General features: G+C 61.0%; 14 protein-coding genes and 1 tRNA gene. 5 read left to right on the top strand and 10 right to left on the bottom strand.

Translation table 11 applies throughout. From position 1 onward, the window contains the following. Window position 1: 1 nt before the first annotated feature. From carB to Q5H33_RS04095, 9 genes are all read right to left on the bottom strand, one after another. Entirely contained in the window at window positions 2–3,382 is a 3,381-nt protein-coding gene (gene carB / locus Q5H33_RS04135; RefSeq protein ID WP_003808615.1) for a carbamoyl-phosphate synthase large subunit, read from the bottom strand. Then, window positions 3,375–4,592 (bottom strand): glutamine-hydrolyzing carbamoyl-phosphate synthase small subunit, encoded by a 1,218-nt coding sequence (gene carA, locus Q5H33_RS04130; protein WP_021913950.1) that lies wholly within the window; start codon window positions 4,590–4,592, stop codon window positions 3,375–3,377. The genes carB and carA overlap by 8 nt, the downstream gene beginning before the upstream one ends. Window positions 4,593–4,679: 87 nt before the next feature. Further along, the gene (nusB, locus tag Q5H33_RS04125; protein WP_003808612.1) at window positions 4,680–5,123 is read right to left on the bottom strand and encodes a transcription antitermination factor NusB; all 444 of its coding nucleotides are present in this window, start codon (window positions 5,121–5,123) and stop codon (window positions 4,680–4,682) included. A 21-nt stretch (window positions 5,124–5,144) separates the two neighbouring features. Next, complete coding sequence (efp, locus tag Q5H33_RS04120; RefSeq protein WP_003808611.1) at window positions 5,145–5,708, bottom strand: elongation factor P; 564 nt, start codon at window positions 5,706–5,708, stop codon at window positions 5,145–5,147. A 180-nt stretch (window positions 5,709–5,888) separates the two neighbouring features. Next, on the bottom strand, window positions 5,889–7,088 hold the full coding sequence (gene tuf / locus Q5H33_RS04115) for an elongation factor Tu (RefSeq protein WP_302423173.1): 1,200 nt from the start codon (window positions 7,086–7,088) through the stop codon (window positions 5,889–5,891). Between the two features lie 168 nt (window positions 7,089–7,256). Further along, window positions 7,257–9,386, bottom strand: coding sequence for an elongation factor G (fusA, locus tag Q5H33_RS04110; protein ID WP_003808605.1), 2,130 nt, complete (start codon window positions 9,384–9,386; stop codon window positions 7,257–7,259). 30 nt (window positions 9,387–9,416) lie between these two features. After that, window positions 9,417–9,887, bottom strand: coding sequence for a 30S ribosomal protein S7 (gene rpsG / locus Q5H33_RS04105; RefSeq protein WP_003808603.1), 471 nt, complete (start codon window positions 9,885–9,887; stop codon window positions 9,417–9,419). 5 nt (window positions 9,888–9,892) lie between these two features. Next, window positions 9,893–10,264 carry a 30S ribosomal protein S12 gene (rpsL, locus tag Q5H33_RS04100; protein ID WP_003813881.1) on the bottom strand — a complete coding sequence of 124 codons (372 nt, stop codon included), beginning with the start codon at window positions 10,262–10,264 and terminating at the stop codon, window positions 9,893–9,895. Between the two features lie 735 nt (window positions 10,265–10,999). Continuing rightward, window positions 11,000–12,061 (bottom strand): bile acid:sodium symporter family protein, encoded by a 1,062-nt coding sequence (locus Q5H33_RS04095; protein ID WP_003808596.1) that lies wholly within the window; start codon window positions 12,059–12,061, stop codon window positions 11,000–11,002. A gap of 264 nt (window positions 12,062–12,325) precedes the next feature. Here Q5H33_RS04095 and Q5H33_RS04090 point away from each other — a divergent pair. Further along, window positions 12,326–12,398: transfer RNA gene (locus Q5H33_RS04090), tRNA-His, on the top strand. 108 nt (window positions 12,399–12,506) lie between these two features. Beyond that, the gene (locus Q5H33_RS04085; RefSeq protein ID WP_302423168.1) at window positions 12,507–13,532 is read left to right on the top strand and encodes a low specificity L-threonine aldolase; all 1,026 of its coding nucleotides are present in this window, start codon (window positions 12,507–12,509) and stop codon (window positions 13,530–13,532) included. A 91-nt stretch (window positions 13,533–13,623) separates the two neighbouring features. On the opposite strand, the gene Q5H33_RS04080 is transcribed toward Q5H33_RS04085, so the two are convergent. Then, entirely contained in the window at window positions 13,624–14,790 is a 1,167-nt protein-coding gene (locus Q5H33_RS04080) for a glycosyltransferase (protein WP_046999114.1), read from the bottom strand. Between the two features lie 35 nt (window positions 14,791–14,825). Between Q5H33_RS04080 and purT the strand changes: the two genes are divergently transcribed. From purT to Q5H33_RS04065, 3 genes are all read left to right on the top strand, one after another. Continuing rightward, window positions 14,826–16,079 carry a formate-dependent phosphoribosylglycinamide formyltransferase gene (gene purT / locus Q5H33_RS04075; RefSeq protein ID WP_033499187.1) on the top strand — a complete coding sequence of 418 codons (1,254 nt, stop codon included), beginning with the start codon at window positions 14,826–14,828 and terminating at the stop codon, window positions 16,077–16,079. Between the two features lie 135 nt (window positions 16,080–16,214). Then, the gene (gene purC, locus Q5H33_RS04070; RefSeq protein WP_021913716.1) at window positions 16,215–16,967 is read left to right on the top strand and encodes a phosphoribosylaminoimidazolesuccinocarboxamide synthase; all 753 of its coding nucleotides are present in this window, start codon (window positions 16,215–16,217) and stop codon (window positions 16,965–16,967) included. 119 nt (window positions 16,968–17,086) lie between these two features. Continuing rightward, a partial coding sequence (locus tag Q5H33_RS04065; RefSeq protein WP_302423163.1) for a phosphoribosylformylglycinamidine synthase occupies window positions 17,087–20,220 on the top strand: 3,134 nt, incomplete at its 3' end.

Below are 20,220 nucleotides of genomic sequence, written 5' to 3'. Positions count from 1 at the left end.
ATTAGTCACGGCTTTCCAATTCGAACAGCTGCGTGGAATGATCCTGAATACTCATGATCTGATAATCATTATTGCGCACCGCCTCGATAGCCATCAACACGGCGGAGAATTCCGTCATGGTGGTGAACTGCGGCAGGTCGGCTGCGATAGCCGCCGAACGGATGGCGTAGCCGTCGGAACGGGAACCGCGGGAGTTCGGCGTGTTGAGAATCAGGTCGATCGCGCCTTCCTCGATCAGCTGGACGACGTTCTTGCCGACGCTGCCCTCCGCATGGTAGGTGGTGATCGGGTCGTCTGGATCGGAGTCCATACGCACGCTGATCTTGTCGACGATCTTGGAATCGATGCCGTAGCGGCGCAGCACGGATGCCGTGCCTTCGGTGGCCCAGATGTTGAAGCCGAGCTCGACCAGTCGCGCGGCGAACAGCGGCAGCTGGCGCTTGTCGGTGTCGTTCACGGAGATGAACACGTTGCCGCTGGTCGGCAGGCCGCCTTCGTATGCGGCGAGCTGGCTCTTGGCGAACGCGTGCGGGAAGTCGCGGTCGAAGCCCATGACCTCGCCGGTGGAACGCATTTCCGGTCCGAGCAGCACGTCGACGGTCTTGCCGAGCGGAGTGCGGAATCGCTTGAACGGAAGCACGGATTCCTTGACGGCCACCTGCTGGCCACGATGGATGTCGCCACCGTCGCCGTGGGGCAGGAGCAGGCCGTTGTCACGCTGCTGCTGGATGGTTTCGCCGACCATGATGCGGGCGGCGGCCTTGGCCAGTGCCACACCGGTGGCCTTGGAAGCGAACGGCACGGTACGGGAGGCACGCGGATTGGCCTCGATGACGTACAGAGTGTTGGCCATGAAGGCATACTGCACGTTGATCAGGCCCTGCACGCCACAGCCCTTGGCAATGGCGTAGGTGCCTTCACGCAGACGACGGATCTGGTCATCGGACAGCGTGCTCGGAGGCAGGGTGCAGGCGGCGTCACCGGAATGGACGCCAGCTTCCTCGACGTGCTCCATGATGCCGCCGATATACAGCTCCTCGCCGTCGAACAGCGCGTCGACGTCGATTTCCACGGCATCCTGCAGGAACTTGTCGATGAGCAGCGGCGAAGGCAGACGGCCGGACACGACGGTGTCGGCCTGGGCTTCCTTCAATGCGCGATCGACGTACTTGCGCAATTGGGCGTCGTCGTAGACAATTTCCATGCCACGGCCGCCGAGCACGTAGCTCGGACGGACCAGCACCGGGTATCCGATGGCGTGCGCGGCCTCGCGGGCCTCGTCCAGGCTCAGCGCGGTGCCGTAGCGCGGCGCGTTCATGTCGGCCTTCTTCAGCACCTCGCCGAAGAGCTCACGGTTTTCGGCCAGATCAATGGATTCAGGCGTGGTGCCGAGAATCGGAACGCCTGCGGCCTTCAGTCGGGCGGCCAGGGACAGCGGGGTCTGGCCGCCGAGCTGGACGATGACGCCCTTGATCGGACCCATCTTCTTTTCGGCCTCGTAGATCTCGAGCACGTCTTCGAAGGTGAGCGGCTCGAAATACAGGCGGTCGGACATGTCGTAATCGGTCGACACGGTCTCCGGGTTGCAGTTAACCATGATCGTGTCATAGTTCTTGCCCAGTTCCTGCACGGCGTGCACACAGGTGTAGTCGAACTCGATGCCCTGGCCGATGCGGTTCGGACCGGAGCCGAGGATGATCACGGCCTCGCGGTCGCGAGGACGCAGCTCGGTCTCATCCGCGTAGCAGGAGTAGTAGTACGGGGTTGCCGCGTCGAATTCGGCGGCGCAAGTGTCGACGGTCTTGAACACCGGGCGGAGGTCGTACGACCAACGCAGCTCACGGATGGTGTTCTCGCCCTCGTCTCCCAGACGGCGCAGGTGCGCGATCTGCAGGTCGGACAGGCCGGCGAGCTTCGCCTTCTTCAGCAGCTTCCTGGTGAGCTTCTCCGCGTTCTTGACTTCCAGCGCAGTCTCGTTGATGAGCGCGAACTGGCGGATGAACCACGGGTCGATCTTGGTGGCCGCGAAGATCTGCTCTTCGGTGGCGCCTCCCCACAGGGCACGCTGAATCTGCAGATAACGGTGCTCGGTCGGCACCTTGATGGCGTCGAGCAGCTGGGAAACCTCGTCCTCGGACGGCTTGTCACCATCCCAGTTGAAGCCCATGTGACGCTTGTCGATGGAGCGCATAGCCTTACCAAGCGACTCCTGGAAGTTGCCCGCGAGAGCCATGGCCTCGCCGACGGACTTCATGGAGGTGGTCAGCGTCGGATCGGCGCCCGGGAACTTCTCGAACGCGAAACGCGGCACCTTGGTGACCACGTAGTCGATGGTCGGCTCGAAGCTGGCCGGCGTGGACTGGGTGATGTCGTTCTGGATCTCGTCCAGCGTGTAGCCGAGGGCCAGCTTGGTGGCGATCTTGGCGATCGGGAAGCCTGTGGCCTTGGAAGCCAACGCGGAGGAACGGGACACGCGCGGGTTCATCTCGATGACGATGATACGGCCGGTGCCCGGGTTGACGGCGAACTGGATGTTGCAGCCGCCGGTGTCGACGCCCACGCCACGGATGATGGCGATGCCGATGTCACGCAGCTTCTGGTATTCGCGGTCGGTCAGGGTGAAGACCGGTGCCACGGTGATGGAGTCGCCGGTGTGCACGCCGACCGGGTCGACGTTTTCGATCGGGCAGACGACCACGACATTGTCCTTCTTGTCGCGCATCAGCTCGAGTTCGTATTCCTTCCAGCCTTCGATGCCTTCCTCGATCAGCACCTCGTCGGTCGGGGAATAGTGGATGCCGGCGCCGGCGATGCGGTGCAGCTCGTCTTCGTCGTGCGCGATGCCGGAGCCGAGACCACCCATGGTGAAGCTCGGACGGACCACCAGCGGGTAGCCGAACTTCTCGGCGATCTTGTCGACTTCCTCAAGGGAATGCGCGATGTCGGAGCGGGCGGATTCGGCGCCGGCCTCCTCCACGACCTTCTTGAAGAGTTCGCGGTCCTCGCCACGATCGATGGCGTCAAGGGACGCGCCGATCAGCTCGACGTTGTACTTCTTGAGCACGCCCGCCTCGCCCAGCGCCATGGCCGCGTTCAGCGCGGTCTGTCCGCCCAGCGTCGGCAGCAACGCGTCAGGACGTTCCTTGGCGATGATCTGCTCGAGGATCGGGGTGGAGATCGGCTCGATGTAGGTGGCGTCGGCCATTTCCGGATCGGTCATGATGGTGGCCGGGTTGGAATTGACCAGAATGACCCTAATGCCCTCTTCGCGCAGCACGCGGCAGGCCTGGGTGCCCGAATAATCGAATTCCGCGGCCTGGCCGATCACGATCGGACCGGAGCCGATGACCATCACGGACTTGATGTCTGTGCGCTTAGGCATTGCGGGTTCCCTCCTTGACGGAACGCATGAGATCAACGAAACGATCGAACAGGTATGCGGCATCGTGCGGGCCGGCGGCGGCTTCCGGGTGATATTGCACGGAGAACGCCGGGATATCGACGCACTGCAGGCCTTCGACCACGTTATCGTTCAAATCGATATGGCTGACGAACACCTTGCCGTATTTGCCGTTCTCGAATGGCGCGTCGACGGTTTCGCCGATTGGCGCATCCACGGCGAAGCCATGGTTGTGCGCGGTGATTTCGATTTTGCCGGTGGTCATATCCTTGACCGGCTGGTTGATGCCGCGGTGGCCGAATTTGAGCTTGTACGTGCCGAAGCCGAGCGCGCGGCCCAGCAGCTGGTTGCCGAAGCAGATGCCGAAGAACGGATATCCGGCGTCGAGCACCTGACGCAGCAGATTCACTTCAGGATCGGCCTGTTCCGGGTCGCCCGGACCGTTGGAGAAAAAGACGCCGTCGGGATTAAGGGACTGGAGCTCGTCGAAGGTGATGGTGGACGGCACCACATGCACGCGGCAGCCGCGTTCGGCCATGCGATGCGGGGTCATGGACTTGATGCCCAGATCGACGGCCGCCACGGTGAACAGCGGTTCCTTGCCTTCGAATTCGCCGCAGGGTTCGATGGTATAGGCTTCCTTGGTGCTGACCTCGTCGTAGAGGCTCATGCCCTTCATCTGCGGAGTGGCCTTGACCTCGTCGAGCATGGAGTCGATGGTGCGCAGTTTGCCGTCACCGTCGAGCAGCGCGTCGCCTGAGAAGATGGCCGCGCGCATCACACCGGCGGAACGCAGGTGGCGTACCAGCTTGCGCGTGTCGATATGGCTGATGCCGACGATGTGGTTGGATTCGAGATCGTCGTCAAGGCTGCCGGTGGCGCGCCAGTTGCTCACATTCGGGCTGGGATCGCGCACCACATAGCCTGCGACCCAGATTCTGGAGGATTCCGGATCCTCCCCGTTGATTCCCGTGTCCCCGATGTGCGGGAACGTCTGTACCACGATCTGACGGTCGTAGCTGGGATCGGTAAGCGTTTCCTGGTAGCCGGTCATGCCGGTCGCGAAAACGATCTCCCCGCTGGTCGTGCCGATCGCGCCGTATGGCTCGCCCACATACACCTGTCCGTCTTCGAGAACAAGAACGGCATCCTGAGGGTCAAACATCACGGCTTCGGAATCATACTGGTTCACCAAAACCCCCTTATAGTCAAGGTATTCGTACCAAGGATAGCGGCCGGTTAGGACTCGCGACCCGGCCGAATCGCTTAACTTTCGGCTTTATTCAGCCGAAGGTTCGGTCGGTTGTTCGGCCACTTCAGTGGCTTCCGCATCGGCGCTCACCGCGCTGAGCAGACCATGGATGAACGCCGGCGAATCGTCGTCGCACAGCGTTTTGGCAAGGCTCAACGCCTCATCGATGGCCACCATGTTGGGAACATCATCGTTGAACATGATCTCCCATGCGGCGATGCGCAGGATATTGCGGTCGACGACGCCCATGCGCTTGACCTTCCAACCGGTGGAATGTTCGTCAAGCATGGCGTCGATGGCGGCGATATGCTCCGCCACGCCACGGACGATTTCGATGGCGTAGTCGGGCAGCGGGGTCTGAGCGCCGGGCTGCTCGATGCGCTCAGCAAGAAGGGACAGGATGTCCTGTCCCTTCTCATCCGCTTCATACAACGTGTTCAGAGCCCTCTTGCGAGCGGTGGAACGTGCCATGAAACTTCGCTGTCCTTACTCTCAGTTCTCGCGGCCGAGGTAGGAGCCGTCGGTGGTGTTCACCTTGACCTTCTCGCCTTCGCCGATGAACAGCGGCACCTGGATCTCGGCGCCGGTTTCGACGGTGGCCGGCTTGGTGCCGGCGTTGGAACGGTTGCCCTGCAGGCCCGGCTCGGTGTGGGTGACGGTCAGGACGACGGAAGCCGGCAGCTCGACGGACAGCGGGGTGCCGTCGTGGAAGGACACGACGCAGTCGGTGCCTTCGAGCAGGAACTTGGCCTGGTCGCCGACCAGGGTCTTCGGAATGAAGATCTGGTCGTAGGTGGTCATGTCCATGAAGACGAAGTTGTCGCCGTCTTCATAGGAGTACTGGAGGTTGCGGTTGTCGACGGTTTCGAATTCCATCTTCATGCCCGCGTTGAAGGTCTTGTCGACGATCTTGCCGGAAAGCACGTTCTTGATGGTGGTGCGCACGAAGGCGGGGCCCTTGCCCGGCTTGACGTGCTGGAACTTGATGACGGTCCACAGCTGGCCGTCGAGGTTCAGGACGGAACCGTTCTTGATGTCATTGGTAGTCTGTGCCAAATTAACTCACCTATTTCTTCATCTGACGGAAAAGCTTACAAAAAGCCTTGCTCATTATGCCACGGCGTGCATACTTTGGAGCGTTGCCCTTCCATATATAAAGAAACCTCCCTCGGATTCTCATCCTTGGGAGGTTTCTTTAAAACGCTAGTTCAAGCGTGTCTTGATGTCGGGTAGAAACTACTCGATGATCTTGGTGACACGGCCCGAGCCGACGGTGTGGCCGCCTTCACGCACTGCGAAGGTCAGGCCCTCTTCCATAGCGATCGGCTGGATCAGCTCAACGCCGAAGGTAGCGTGATCGCCCGGCTGCACCATCTCAACGCCTTCCGGCAGGGTGATGACGCCGGTGACGTCGGTGGTACGGAAGTAGAACTGCGGACGGTAGTTGGAGAAGAACGGCGAGTGACGGCCGCCTTCGTCCTTGGTCAGCACGTAGACTTCGCCCTCGAACTTGGTGTGCGGGGTCACGGAGCCCGGAGCAGCCAGAACCTGGCCACGCTCGACCTGGTCACGGTTGATGCCGCGGAGCAGCAGACCGGTGTTGTCGCCAGCCTCGCACTCGTCCATCTGCTTGTGGAAGGTCTCGATGGAGGTGACGGTGGTGGTCTGGGTCGGACGGATGCCGACGATCTCGACGTTGGAGTTGACCGGGAGCTTACCACGCTCGACACGGCCGGTAACCACGGTGCCACGGCCGGAGATGGTGAAGACATCTTCGATCGGCATCAGGAACGGCTTGTCCAGATCGTGAGTCGGGGTCGGGATGTACTCGTCGACAGCCTTCATGAGTTCCTTGACGGACTCAACCCACTTCTCGTGATCCGGAGCGTCGTCGTGCAGCGCGCCGTAAGCGGAGGTGTGGATGACCGGGCAATCGCGATCGAAGCCGTTTTCGTCGAGGAGGTCACGGACCTCTTCCTCAACGAGCTCGATGAGCTCTTCGTCGTCGACCATATCGCACTTGTTCAGAGCGACGAGGATACGCGGCACGCCCACCTGACGAGCGAGCAGCACGTGCTCGCGGGTCTGAGCCATCGGGCCGTCGGTGGCGGCCACAACGAGGATAGCGCCATCCATCTGGGCAGCGCCGGTGATCATGTTCTTCACGAAGTCGGCGTGGCCCGGGCAGTCGACGTGAGCGTAGTGACGCTTCTCGGTCTGGTACTCGATGTGGGCGATGTTGATGGTGATACCGCGGGCGGCCTCTTCCGGAGCGGAATCGATCTGGTTGAAGTCGTACTCCGGGTTGACATCCGGGTACTCCTCGTGCAGCACCTTGGAGATGGCTGCAGTCAGGGTGGTCTTGCCGTGATCGACGTGGCCGATGGTACCAATGTTAACGTGCGGCTTAGTACGCTCGTACTTTTCCTTTGCCATGTGTTTGTCCTCCTGGACGTCTCGTAGTAAGCCTTGAACTCACTTCAAGGCACTCGCTACATTTTACTGGGTTTGACGGGTTTGTGCCACTTTGGAGCCCGAACCCAGTCAGCGCTACAAAATACTAGCGCTGACTGGAGACAGTTTCCACTTCAGTGGCAGCGCGTGTCACTCGCCGCGCTGGGCCTTGATGATCTCCTCGGAGACGTTCTTCGGAACCTCAGCGTAGGAGTCCATCTGCATGGTGAACATTGCGCGGCCCTGGGTCTTGGAGCGAAGATCGCCGATGTAGCCGAACATCTCGGACAGCGGGACCTTGGCGTCGATGACCTTGACACCGGTGGAGTCGGTCATGGACTGGATGGAACCACGACGGGCGTTGATATCGCCCATCACGTCGCCCATGTACTCTTCCGGAGTACGCACTTCCACGGCCATGATCGGCTCGAGGATGACCGGCTTGGCCTTCGGGGCAGCTTCCTTGAAGCACATGGAACCTGCGATCTTGAAGGCCATTTCGGAGGAATCGACGTCGTGGACCTGGCCGTCGGTGACGGTAGCCTTGACGCCAACCACCGGGAAGCCGGCGAGGATGCCGGATTCCATGGCTTCCTGCACGCCAGCATCGATGGAAGGAATGAATTCCTTGGTGATGTGGCCGCCGGTGACTTCGTTGACGAACTCGTAGGTCTCGCCGTTCTCGGTGTCGAGCGGCTCGAAGTTCATCAGGACCTTTGCGAACTGGCCGGAACCACCGGTCTGCTTCTTGTGCGTGTATTCCTGGTTCATGACGGCCTTGCGGATCGTCTCGCGGTATGCAACCTGCGGGTTACCGACGTTGCACTCCACCTTGAATTCACGACGCATACGGTCGACGATGATGTCGAGCTGCAGCTCGCCCATGCCGGAGATCAGGGTCTGGCCGGACTCTTCGTCGGTCTTCACCTGGAAGGTCGGATCCTCGTCGGACAGCTTCGCCAGAGCGATGCTCATCTTCTCCTGGTCGGCCTTGGTCTTCGGCTCCACGGCCACCTCGATCACAGGATCCGGGAAGGTCATGGATTCGAGGGAGATCGGGGACTTCTCGTCGCACAGGGTATCACCGGTGGTGACGTTCTTCAGACCCACGAAGGTGTAGATGTTGCCGGCTTCGGCGGCATCCACCGGGTTCTCCTTGTCGGCGTGCATCTGGAAGATCTTGCCGACGCGTTCCTTCTTCTCCTTGGTGGAGTCGAGGACGGTGTCGCCCGGCTTGACGGAACCGGAGTACACGCGCACGAACACGAGCTTGCCGTAGAACGGGTGGGTGGAGATCTTGAAGACCAGTGCGGAGAACGGATCATCGGTGGTCGGCTTGCGGTCGATCTCGATGGACTCGTCCTGCGGGTCGAAGCCGACGATGGACGGAACGTCCTCCGGGCTCGGCAGGTAGTCGACGACGGCGTCCAGCATCGGCTGCACACCCTTGTCCTTGAAGGCGGAGCCGCAGAGCACCGGGTAGGCCTCACGGTTGATGGTGAGCTTGCGGATGCCGGCGCGGATCTCGTCCTCGGTCAGTTCGCCGGACTCGAGGTACTTCTCAAGCAGCTCCTCGTCGGACTCGGCGACCTGGTCGAGCAGCTCGGAACGATACTGCTCAGCCTTGTCCTGCAGGTCGGCCGGGATGTCGGTGGTGTCGTAGTGGGCACCCAAATCGCCGGAAACGTCGTTCCAGACGTAGGCCTTCATGCGGATAAGGTCGACGACGCCGGCGAAGTCGTTCTCAGCGCCGATCGGCAGCTGGACGACCAGCGGGGTCGCGCCCAGCTTGGTCTTGATGGTGTCGACGGAGTAGTAGAAGTCAGCGCCGAGCTTATCCATCTTGTTGATGAAGCAGATACGCGGAACGCCGTACTTGTCAGCCTGACGCCACACGGTCTCGGACTGCGGCTCCACGCCTTCCTTGCCATCGAACACGGCGACAGCACCATCGAGCACACGCAGGGAGCGCTCCACCTCGGCCGTGAAGTCCACGTGGCCAGGGGTATCGATGATGTTGATCTGGAACTTCTGCTTCTCGTCATGGGTCTGACGGTTCCAGAAGCAGGTGGTAGCAGCGGACTGGATGGTGATGCCGCGCTCCTGCTCCTGAGCCATGAAGTCCATCGTCGAGGCGCCATCGTGGGTCTCGCCGATCTTGTAGTTCTTACCGGTGTAGAACAGAATACGCTCGGTGGTAGTGGTCTTACCGGCATCGATGTGAGCCATGATGCCGATGTTACGGATCTGGTTGAGATCATTGAGCACGTCTAGTGCCATGATTGTTCCTTAACTCTCGTTCTCGACTAATTACCAGCGGTAATGAGCGAAGGCCTTGTTGGCCTCTGCCATCTTATGAGTATCCTCGCGGCGCTTGACAGAAGCACCGAGGCCGTTGGAGGCATCGAGGATTTCGTTGGCCAGACGCTCAGCCATGGTCTTCTCGCGACGGGCGCGGGAGAAGTCGGTGAGCCAGCGCAGAGACAGCGTGTTGGCGCGGCCCGGCTTCACTTCGACCGGGACCTGGTAGGTAGCGCCACCGACACGGCGGGAGCGAACCTCGAGGGACGGACGGATGTTGTCCAGAGCGCGCTTGAGAACGGCGACCGGCTCCTGGTCGGTCTTCTCCTTGACCATGTCGAGAGCGCTGTAGACGATGTCCTCGGCGATTGACTTCTTGCCGTCAAGCAGAATCTTGTTGATGAGCTGTGCCACAACGGTGGAACCGTAGATCGGATCCGGCAGCAGCTGATGCTTCTTGGAAGGTCCTTTACGTGACATATCTCTTACTTCGCCTTCTTTGCTCCGTACAGGGAACGACCCTGCTTGCGGTCCTTGACGCCCTGGGTATCGAGGGCGCCACGCACGATGTGGTAACGAACACCCGGCAGATCCTTGACACGGCCGCCGCGCACGAGCACGATGGAGTGCTCCTGCAGATTGTGGCCTTCGCCCGGAATGTAGGCGGTGACTTCGATGCCCGAGGACAGGCGCACACGAGCGACCTTACGCAGAGCCGAGTTCGGCTTCTTCGGGGTGGTGGTGTAAACACGGGTGCACACGCCACGACGCAGCGGGCTTCCCTTCAGGGCCAAAGTCTTGGACTTCTTCGGCTTTGCCTGACGTCCCTTACGGACGAGCTGTTCAATAGTAGGCAACTTGAATTCTCCGATTCAGTGGTTTCTCTTGCTTTTGTGTGACCGCCGCACTGCACCCACACTCCACGCATCTGAATCGTGAAGATAGCCACAGTCCACCGGCCCGATGGCCCATCCCTCTCTCACCGTCGCATTGCTGCGCGTGATGCAATCGAGTTCCGGGATATCCCAACCCGCACGCCTGTTACATAAGGCATGCCGTTGGCACACACGAATTACCAGTATACAGGTCTGCCGGACAATGCTGGATAATCGTGTCGCGACAGCAACGGCCGTTATACGAAGAGTGGCTCCGACGCCATCCTGGCATCGGAGCCACTCTCCCACGCGCCACCTTGCGCGCATCGCTTCAAACCTCTGAGTCTTTTCATAACCCCATGCGGCCCGGCGCCCTCGCCGTACTGCCTATGCCGCCATCTCGAATCGCTATATTCGGTTGTTCTTCAGTTATATCTTGAAGGCGTTGCGCATGGGCCTCACGGCCATCGGCGCCTCATTGCGACCTGACGAATTCTCGACCGATCTGCAACTCCGGCCTTCACCTTTAGTATACCGCAAACGAACATATGACACGGGGCAAAACACCCCTAAATCCCAATATTTTCAATACTTAACCGAACTTCAGCGCAAAGCAACACAATCTAACATCGCCATGGAAAAACAGGTCAAAACAGAACAGCCTCTGAACCGTTCTGTACGGTTCAGAGGCTGCCTGACCGATGCCACGAATCACATTCAGGCGTTGACCGTTTCCTCGGACTCATCCTTGACGGCGTCCCCGGCTTCCGAAGCCTTGGCCGCGGAACCCTTCTCGCCATTGTCGGAATCCGGGTGGATCTGATGCTTGTCATCGTGCTCGCGCCACCAGCTGGACAGCACCGAACCGGAGATGTTGTGCCATACGCTGAAGAAGGTGGACGGCACGGCGGCAAGCGGGTTGGACGCGAAGGAGCTCAGGGCCAGCGTGGCGCCCAAAGCGGAATCCTGCATGCCGACCTCGAAGGTGATGGCCTTCTGCTGCGCGTAGCGGAAGCCCTTCGGATACACCTTGTACATGAGCTTGGAGAAGCCGAAGCCCAGCGCGTAGCCGCACAGGTTGTGCAGGATGACCACCGGGATGGCAAGCAGCGAGGATGCCACGAACAGCTTCGAACCATTGGCTGCGACCACGACGCCGATGATGAGCAGGATGGCGACCTGGGACACGATCGGCAGCGCCACCGTGACCTTCTCGATCTTCTCCTTGAAGATGGCGTGGCAGATCACACCGAGCGCGATCGGGAACAGCACCACCTTGACCGCGTTGAGGAACAGGGACTCGACCGGCACGGTCACATACTGGGAGGCGAGCCACTGCATCAGCAGAGGAATCATGAACGGCGCGCACAGCGTGGACAGGATGCCGATGGACACGTCAAGCGCCACGTCGCCACGGCTCAGATAGCTCATCACGTTGGATGAGGTGCCGGACGGGCAGCAGCCGACCAGAATCACGCCCACGGCAAGCGGGCCGTCGAGACGGAAGATCCAGCACAGCAGCACGGCCACCAACGGCATGATCACGAAGTGGGCCACCGTGCCGACGACGACCATCAGCGGCTGGGTGAGGATACGTTTGAAATCGTCGAGCGTCAGCGTCAGGCCCATGCCGAACAGCACGATGCCCAGGAAGTATCCGGTGTAGGACTTGCCCCACAGGCTGGTTTGCGGCACGAAGTAGTTGAACACGGCCCATACGATCACGATCACGGTGAACCATTTGGTGAGCCAATCACCAAACGCCTTGATCTTCTGCATTATCGTTTCCTCTTTTCTCAATCACGTTTCCATGGAAGTCATTTTCGAGGAAAACAAAACGGGACCGGCTTTCTGCCGATCCCCTCGTGACATCTTCCGTTGGAATTGCCCACAAATTAGGCACCCATCCATCAAGTGCGTAACATTTCGTTCACATAATGAACATCACATGGCAGCCGAAAGCGCAACACGCCGACGCGCGCACATCCAAAAAATCGTGTATAGTATCCATTCGTTGCGCTTCCGCATGGAAGTGAGAACATGGTGGCTATAGCTCAGTTGGTAGAGCATCTGATTGTGGTTCAGAAGGTCGCGCGTTCGAGCCGCGTTAGCCACCCCGATGAAACCTCGGAAGAAATTCCGAGGTTTTTTGCTATCCGCGGAGGCCGAACACGCGGAACCAGACTTTCCCGATCGCAAGCAACCCACAACAAAAGGAACGACCATGCTGTCTTTCGAAAACGACTACTCCTGCGCCGCGACGCCGGAAATCATCGCCCGTCTCGCCGAAACCGCGACCAACCAGTATCCCGGCTACGGCACCGACGACGTCTGCGAAAGCGCCAAAGCCAAAATCCGCGAGGCCTGCGCATGCCCGGACGCCGAAATCTTCTTCCTCGTCGGCGGCACTCAGACCAACCAGGTCGTCATCGACGCCATCACCCCACCGTATGCGGGCGTGGTGGCGGCCACCACCGGACATGTGAACGTGCATGAGGCGGGCGCTATCGAATTCACCGGCCACAAAGTGCTCACGCTCCCCCACCATGACGGCAAAATCGACGCGGATGAACTCGACGAATACTGCGCCACGTTCTACGCGGACGGCAACTACACGCATATGGTGTTCCCCGGCTGCGTGTACATTTCGCAGGCCACCGAATACGGCACGCTGTACACGCTGGCCGAGCTCGAGGCGATCCGCAAGATCTGCACGAAGTACGACATGCCGTTGTTCATCGACGGCGCGCGTCTCGGCTACGCGCTGACCGCCTCCGGCAACGACGTGACGATCGAGGACATCGCGCGTCTCGCCGACGTGTTCTATATCGGCGGCACCAAGGTGGGCGCGATGTTCGGAGAGGCCGTGGTGTTCACGCACGGCAACATGCCGAAGCATTTCGTGACGATCGTCAAGCAGCATGGCGCGCTGCTGGCCAAGGGATGGCTGCTGGGACTGCAGTTCGACACGTTGTTCACCGACGGCCTGTACCTGCGCATCGCCCGCCACGCCAACGATGCCGCGGACCGTATCCGCAAGGTGCTGGTGGAACGTGGCTACGCGCTGACTTTCGATGCGCCGACCAACCAGATCTTCGTCACGCTCGACAACGAGACCTCCGAACGTCTGCAACGCGACGTCCGTCTCGGCTTCACGGAAAAGGCGGACGACACGCATACCGTGATGCGCATCTGCACCAGCTGGGCCACGACCGACAAGCAGGTGGACGAGCTGGTCGCACTGCTGTAAAAGACAGTCCGCAAAACAAGGAAAGCCGGGAAATCGCTCCCGGCTTTTCGCTTATGTATAACGATTGTATTGCGATTGCGGCAGGCGCCATTCAGCGACGGTTATCGGCGATCGCCTCACGTTCCATCGCGACGAACTTACGTACGGACGATTCCACCGAATAATTGGTTTTCGTATGTTTGGCGTAGGTGCCGCCCCACTTGGCGAGCTGCGCCGGATGGTCGATCCACCAGTCGATACGACGGGCCAGCGCGTCCACATCGTCCACGGGGAACAACGATTCGTCCAGCAGCGCGAACTGGCCGGCCGCGCTCAGCGACGACGAGGCGATCACCGGCACCAGACCGGCGGCCATGCCTTCGATGACACTCACCGATTCGAGATCGGCGATCGACGGATGCACCAGCAGATCGCCGGAACGCAGCAACGCCGGCATGTCGGCATTCCGGTGGAATCCGATCGAAGCCGGACGAGACAACAGCCGTCCGGCCATACGCTGCAACCTCTTCTTAAGCGGCCCGGTGCCGGCGATCACCAATTCGATGTCCTGCGCGTGACGGCAGCGGGCGATCGCCCGGATCAACGCGACATGGTTCTTCTCATTGGTCAGTCGTCCCGACGCGACGATACGGAACGGCACCGGCGACGGCTCGTCCGCCTTGCGCTGCCGCTTCGGCGTGAACCGCGATTCGTAGCCGTTGGAGATGACATGCAGCTTCGACTTGTATCCATGCGAGCGCAGCAGGCTCGCACCCAATTCGGTCGGCACATGCACATGGTCGATCTTGCGGTACAGCCATATGTCGAACAGCCAGTAGATGAACGAGTCGATGCCGGGCACATATTTCAAAGGCCCCGCGGAATACGTGACGTTCTCCGGCTGCACGTGGTAGCCGGCCGTAACGGCGATGCCCATCTGTTTGGCGACCTTGCAGGCATGCTGGCCGAAACGGAACGGCGTGTAGATATGCACCACGTCCACACCATCGAACGCCTTGCGAAACAGCGTGTCGCTCGGCTCGGCGAACTGCATCTGCTGCTTCTTCGCCACCCAGCTGACCAACGGCACATGATTGACGCGCGCGGGATATTCGGGCGCGCCGATGCCCACCAAACGGACATGATGCCCCTGGCGCTCCAGCTCCTGCGCCCACTGCAACGCCGAATTCGAGGTGCCATTGCCCCGATTCCCCGACGTGTCGACCACCATGGCAATGGTCAGGGGGGGTTGCGTTTCATTCTTCTCATTCTCGGACATGCGTTCTATCCTACGCCGATGGCACAATAGAAGTCATGACTGAAGAGAATCGTGCCCTCGGCACTCCGCTTGGCAAGCATCCGACCCGTGTTCTGTTCCTTGGCTCCGGCGAGCTGGGCAAGGAAGTCACCATCGAACTGATGAGACTCGGCGCATGGGTGTGCGCGGCCGATTCCTACGCCGGTGCGCCGGCACAACAGGTGGCGCACGAATACCGCGTGCTCGACATGGCCAACGCGGACCAGCTGCGCGCGCTGTTCGACGAAATCCAGCCGGACATCATCGTGCCGGAAGTCGAAGCGATAGCCACTTCCGAGCTTGCGGCCGCCGCAGCACGTGGCGCGCAGGTGGTGCCGAGCGCCGAAATCGCGGCGATCTGCATGGATCGCGAACGCCTGCGCGTGCTCGCACACGAGGAACTGGGACTGCCGACCACCCCGTACCGTTTCGCCGGCTCTCTGGAAGAACTACGTGAGGGCGCGCAAATCGTCGGCTATCCATGCGTGGTCAAGCCGATCATGAGCTCCTCCGGCCACGGACAGTCCGTGGTACGTTCCGCGGAAGCGATCGACGCGGCTTGGACCGAAGCGCAGGAAGGCCGCCGCGCACACGACGAAGGCGACGTGTCACGCGTGATCGTGGAGGCGCTCGCTCCACTCGACTACGAGCTGACCGTACTGACCGTCAGCTCCAGCGCCGGCATCGTGACCTGCGCTCCAATCGGACAACGTCAGGAAAGCGGCGACTACCGCGAATCCTGGCAGCCGGCCACCTTCACGCCGGACGTGCTCGAACAGGCCCAGCACATCGCACGAACCGCCGTGGAAGGTCTGGTGGCGAAGGCCAAGGCATCCGGCGAAAAAGGCTGGGGCGTGTTCGGCGTCGAACTGTTCGTGCTGACCGACGGAAACGTGCTGTTCAACGAGGTCTCCCCTCGTCCGCACGATACCGGCATGGTCACCATGGCTTCCCAGCGATTGAGCGAATTCGCATTGCACGCGCGCGCGATCCTCGGCCTGCCGATCGCACAGGAACATGTCGCCCTGTCGATTCCGCAAGGCACCGTCGCGGCAAGCCATGCGATCGTCGTCCAGGGCGATGGCGAAGCGGAATTCCGCAACGTCGCCGCCGCGCTCGCCGAACCGGGTACCGACCTGCGTATCTTCGCGAAGCCGGAAGTGCATGGGCACCGACGCATGGCGGTCGCGCTGGCCATCGGCGGCAACGAGGCGGATGCGCGCGCCAAAGCCGGGAACGTGGCCGAATCGCTCGACATCGCAATCGTTTGACGGCTATCGCCGGATGCTGAGACGAGGCTGCCGGAACGCGCCCAAAAGTCGCGCGATTGTAGCCTCCCGTTGGTATCTTGTTAACCGTCAAGTTCACCAAACTATCTACCTCCCACACACCAGGAAAGGCGAGTAATGGAGAAGTTGGAAAAGCTCTACGAGGGCAAAGCCAAGCAACTGTACGCAACTGACGATCCGGAGGTCCTCTGGGTCGAATACAAGAACTCCGCTACCGCAGGTGACGGCGAAAAGAAGGAAGACTTCGCCGGCAAGGGCAGGCTGAACAACCTCATCACCACGTTGATCTTCGATCTGCTCAAGAAGCGCGGCATCGACAGCCACCTGGTGGCACGCGTGGGCGAGACCTCCCAGCTGGTCAAGAAGGTCACGATGTTCCCGCTCGAAATCGTGCTGCGTAACACCGCGGCCGGCCACTTCTGCTCCCGCCTGGGCGTCGAAGAGGGCATCGAGCTCAAGGAACCGGTGCTGGAGTACTTCCTGAAGAACGATGACCTGCACGATCCGTTCGTGAACGACGACGATCTGGTGGCGCTCGATGTGTGCACCCGTGAGGATCTGGCCGAGATCGCCCCGCTCGCCCGCCGCATCAACGAGGCCTTGATCGAGATCTTCGCCAAGATCGACGTCAAGCTCGTGGACTTCAAGATCGAAATGGGCCGCACTTCCGACGGCACGCTGCTGCTCGCCGACGAGATCACCCCGGATTCCTGCCGTCTGTGGGATCAGCGCGATCACTCCGGCAAGGTGGAGCACCTCGACAAGGATCTGTTCCGCCGCGACCTGGGCGACATCATCCCGGCATACGAGGAGATCGAAAGCCGCTTGGCCGAGCTCGCCAAGTCCGAGGGCATCGAAGTCGCAGAGTAATGCGTTTGCAAGCCCGCATCTGAAGCGAAAGCCGGATGCGGGCTTCCTTGTTATATCGCAATCCTTCATTCTTTTGTCAATCCAAATCCAATAACCCCTCTTTTTTCAAGGAGTTGACCATGGTTTTTCGCGTGTACGTGGAAAAGAAGCCGGGCTTTGACGTCGCGGCCCAGCAGCTCGCCAACGAGTTGCGCACCATTCTCGGCATCGAAGCTTTGAAGAACGTCCGTCTCGTCAACCGTTACGACGTGGAAGACATCAGCGAGGAGCTGTTCGCCCAGGCCACGCCGACCGTGTTCAGCGAGCCGCAGGTGGACAACGTCTACGCCGACCTGCCTGATTTCGGTTCCGACACCGTGTTCGCGGTGGAGTATCTGCCCGGCCAGTTCGATCAGCGTGCGGATTCCGCCAGCGAGTGCATCCAGCTGATCTCCCAAGGCGAGCGTCCGACGGTTCGTTCCGCCAAGGTGTATGCGTTGGAAGGCGAACTTTCCGAAGCCGATGTCGAGGCCATCAAGCATTACGTGATCAATCCGGTGGAAGCCCGTGAAGCCTCTCTGGATGTCAAGACCACGCTGAAGACCCAGGTGCCGGTGCCAGGCAAGGTGGAAGTCATCGACGGCTTCCGTTCTATGAGCGACGCCGAGCTTGAGCAGTTCATCGAGGACCGTGGTCTCGCCATGGATCTGGCCGACCTGCAGTTCTGCCGTGAGCACTTCACCGAGGAGCAGCGCGACCCGACGATCACCGAGATCAAGGTGATCGACACGTATTGGTCCGACCATTGCCGTCACACCACGTTCGGCACGCAACTTGACGAGGTTTCGATCGACGATGCCACCGTCAAGGCCGCGTTCGACAAGTATCTTGAGATGCGTCACGAGCTGGGCCGCGACGCCAAGCCGGTATGCCTGATGGATATGGGCACGATCGGCGCGAAGTGGCTTAAGAAGAACGGCATTCTGAAGAATCTCGACGAATCCGAGGAAATCAACGCCTGCACCGTCAAGGTGAAGGTGGATGTGAACGGCCATGACGAGGATTGGCTGTTCCTGTTCAAGAACGAGACGCACAACCACCCGACCGAGATCGAACCGTTCGGTGGCGCGGCCACCTGCATCGGCGGCTGCATCCGCGACCCCCTGTCGGGCCGTTCCTACGTGTATCAGGCGATGCGTGTGACCGGTGCCGCCGATCCGACCGTGCCGGTTTCCGAAACGCTTGAGGGCAAGCTCCCCCAGCGTAAGCTCGTCACCACCGCCGCGGCCGGCTACTCCTCCTACGGCAACCAGATCGGTCTGGCCACCGGCCAGGTGAATGAGATCTATCACCCCGGTTATGTGGCCAAGCGCATGGAGGTCGGCGCGGTCGTGGCCGCGACTCCGGCCGATCATGTGCGCCGCGAGACCCCGGCTCCGGGAGACAAGGTCATCCTGCTCGGCGGCCGCACCGGTCGTGACGGCATCGGCGGCGCCACCGGCGCTTCCAAGGCGCATAACGTCGAATCGCTGGAGCTTGACGGCGCCGAAGTGCAGAAGGGCAACGCGCCGGTTGAGCGCAAGCTGCAGCGTCTGTTCCGCCGTGGTGACGCGTGCCGTCTGATCAAGCGTTGCAACGATTTCGGCGCCGGTGGCGTGTCCGTGGCGGTCGGCGAGCTGGCCGACGGCCTGTACGTGGACCTCAACAAGGTGTCCAAGAAGTACGAGGGTCTTGACGGCACCGAACTGGCGATCTCCGAATCCCAGGAGCGCATGGCCGTGGATGTGGCCGCCGAAGATGTGGACGAGTTCCTGGGCTATGCCAAGGAGGAGAACCTCGAGGCCGAGGTCATTGCGACCGTGACCGAGGATCCGCGCATGACGATGGTGTGGAACGGCGACACGATCGTGGACCTTTCCCGCGAATTCCTCGCCTCCAATGGTGCTCCGAAGCATCAGGTGGTGCATGTCGAGGCGCAGCACGGCTACACGACGCCGTGGACTTCCGGCACGCTTTCCGAGCGCATGCACACCATGCTCACCGACCTGAACGTGGCTTCCAACAAGGGTCTTTCCGAGCGTTTCGACTCCACCATCGGCGCGGGCACCGTACTCATGCCGTTCGGCGGTAGGAAGCAGCTGACCCCGAACATGGCCATGGTCGCCAAGCTTCCGGTGTTCGGCGAGACCACCACCGCTTCCGCGATGGCCTGGGGATTCAACCCGTACATTATGGAGCAGAACCAGTTCACGGGCGCGTACCTGTCCGTGGTCGAGTCGCTGTCCAAGCTGGTGGCCGCCGGCTTCGAGCATGAGAATGCATATCTGAGCTTCCAAGAGTACTTCGAGAAGCTGCGCGACGAGCCGGAACGCTGGGGCAAGCCGATGGCCGCAGTGCTCGGTGCGCTGATGGCTCAGGTCGATCTAGGCGCCGGCGCGATTGGCGGCAAGGACTCCATGTCCGGCACGTTCGAGCAGCTTGACGTCCCGCCGACCCTTATCTCCTTCGCCGTGGCCGTGGGCAATATGAAGCGCGCCACCTCCCCGGAGTTCAAGGGTGCCGGTCACCGTGTGGTCCGCATCGCCCCGCGTTATCATTCCGACGGTCTCACCCCGGACAAGGATTCGCTGCTGGAGGTGTTCTCCGCGGTTGAGGAGCTCACCGATTTCGGCGACGCTCTGGCCGTGTCCACTCCGGGCTACGGCGCCACCGCCGAGGCGATCTTCAAGATGACGGTCGGCAACCAGATCGGCGTGAAGCTGGACGACGGCATTGCCGTGGATGACCTGTTTGCTCCGGCCTATGGCTCCTTCATCATCGAGCTTGCCGACAATGCGAAGGTTCCGGCCGTGTCCAACCTGGTGGAAGTCAGCGAGGTCGGCGAAACCACCGAGGAGTATTCGTTCGTGGCCGCCGGCGAGACGCTTGATCTGGCCGAGCTGCAGGACGCGTGGGAGGGCGGCATCGAATCCGTGTTCCCGTACCGTTCCAAGGGCGAGGAGAAGGGCAAGACGGTTGAAACCATGTCCTTCGACGCTCCGAAGAAGACCGTGTACACCGGCACCGGCGTGGCCAAGCCGCATGTGATCATCCCTGTGTTCCCGGGCAACAACTGCGAATACGATTCCGCCGCAGCCTTCGAGCGTGCGGGCGCCGACGTGAGCACGCTTATCGTGAACAACCTCACTCCGGCCGCAGTGGCCGAGTCCACCGCCGCTTTGGTCGAGGAGATCAAGAAGAGCCAGATCATCATGATTCCTGGCGGCTTCTCCGG

The organism is uncultured Bifidobacterium sp., from assembly GCF_959020145.1.
GTDB lineage: Bacteria > Actinomycetota > Actinomycetes > Actinomycetales > Bifidobacteriaceae > Bifidobacterium.
The sequence above is the reverse complement of the archived record's forward strand: the minus strand, read 5'-3'. Positions and strand labels throughout refer to the sequence as shown.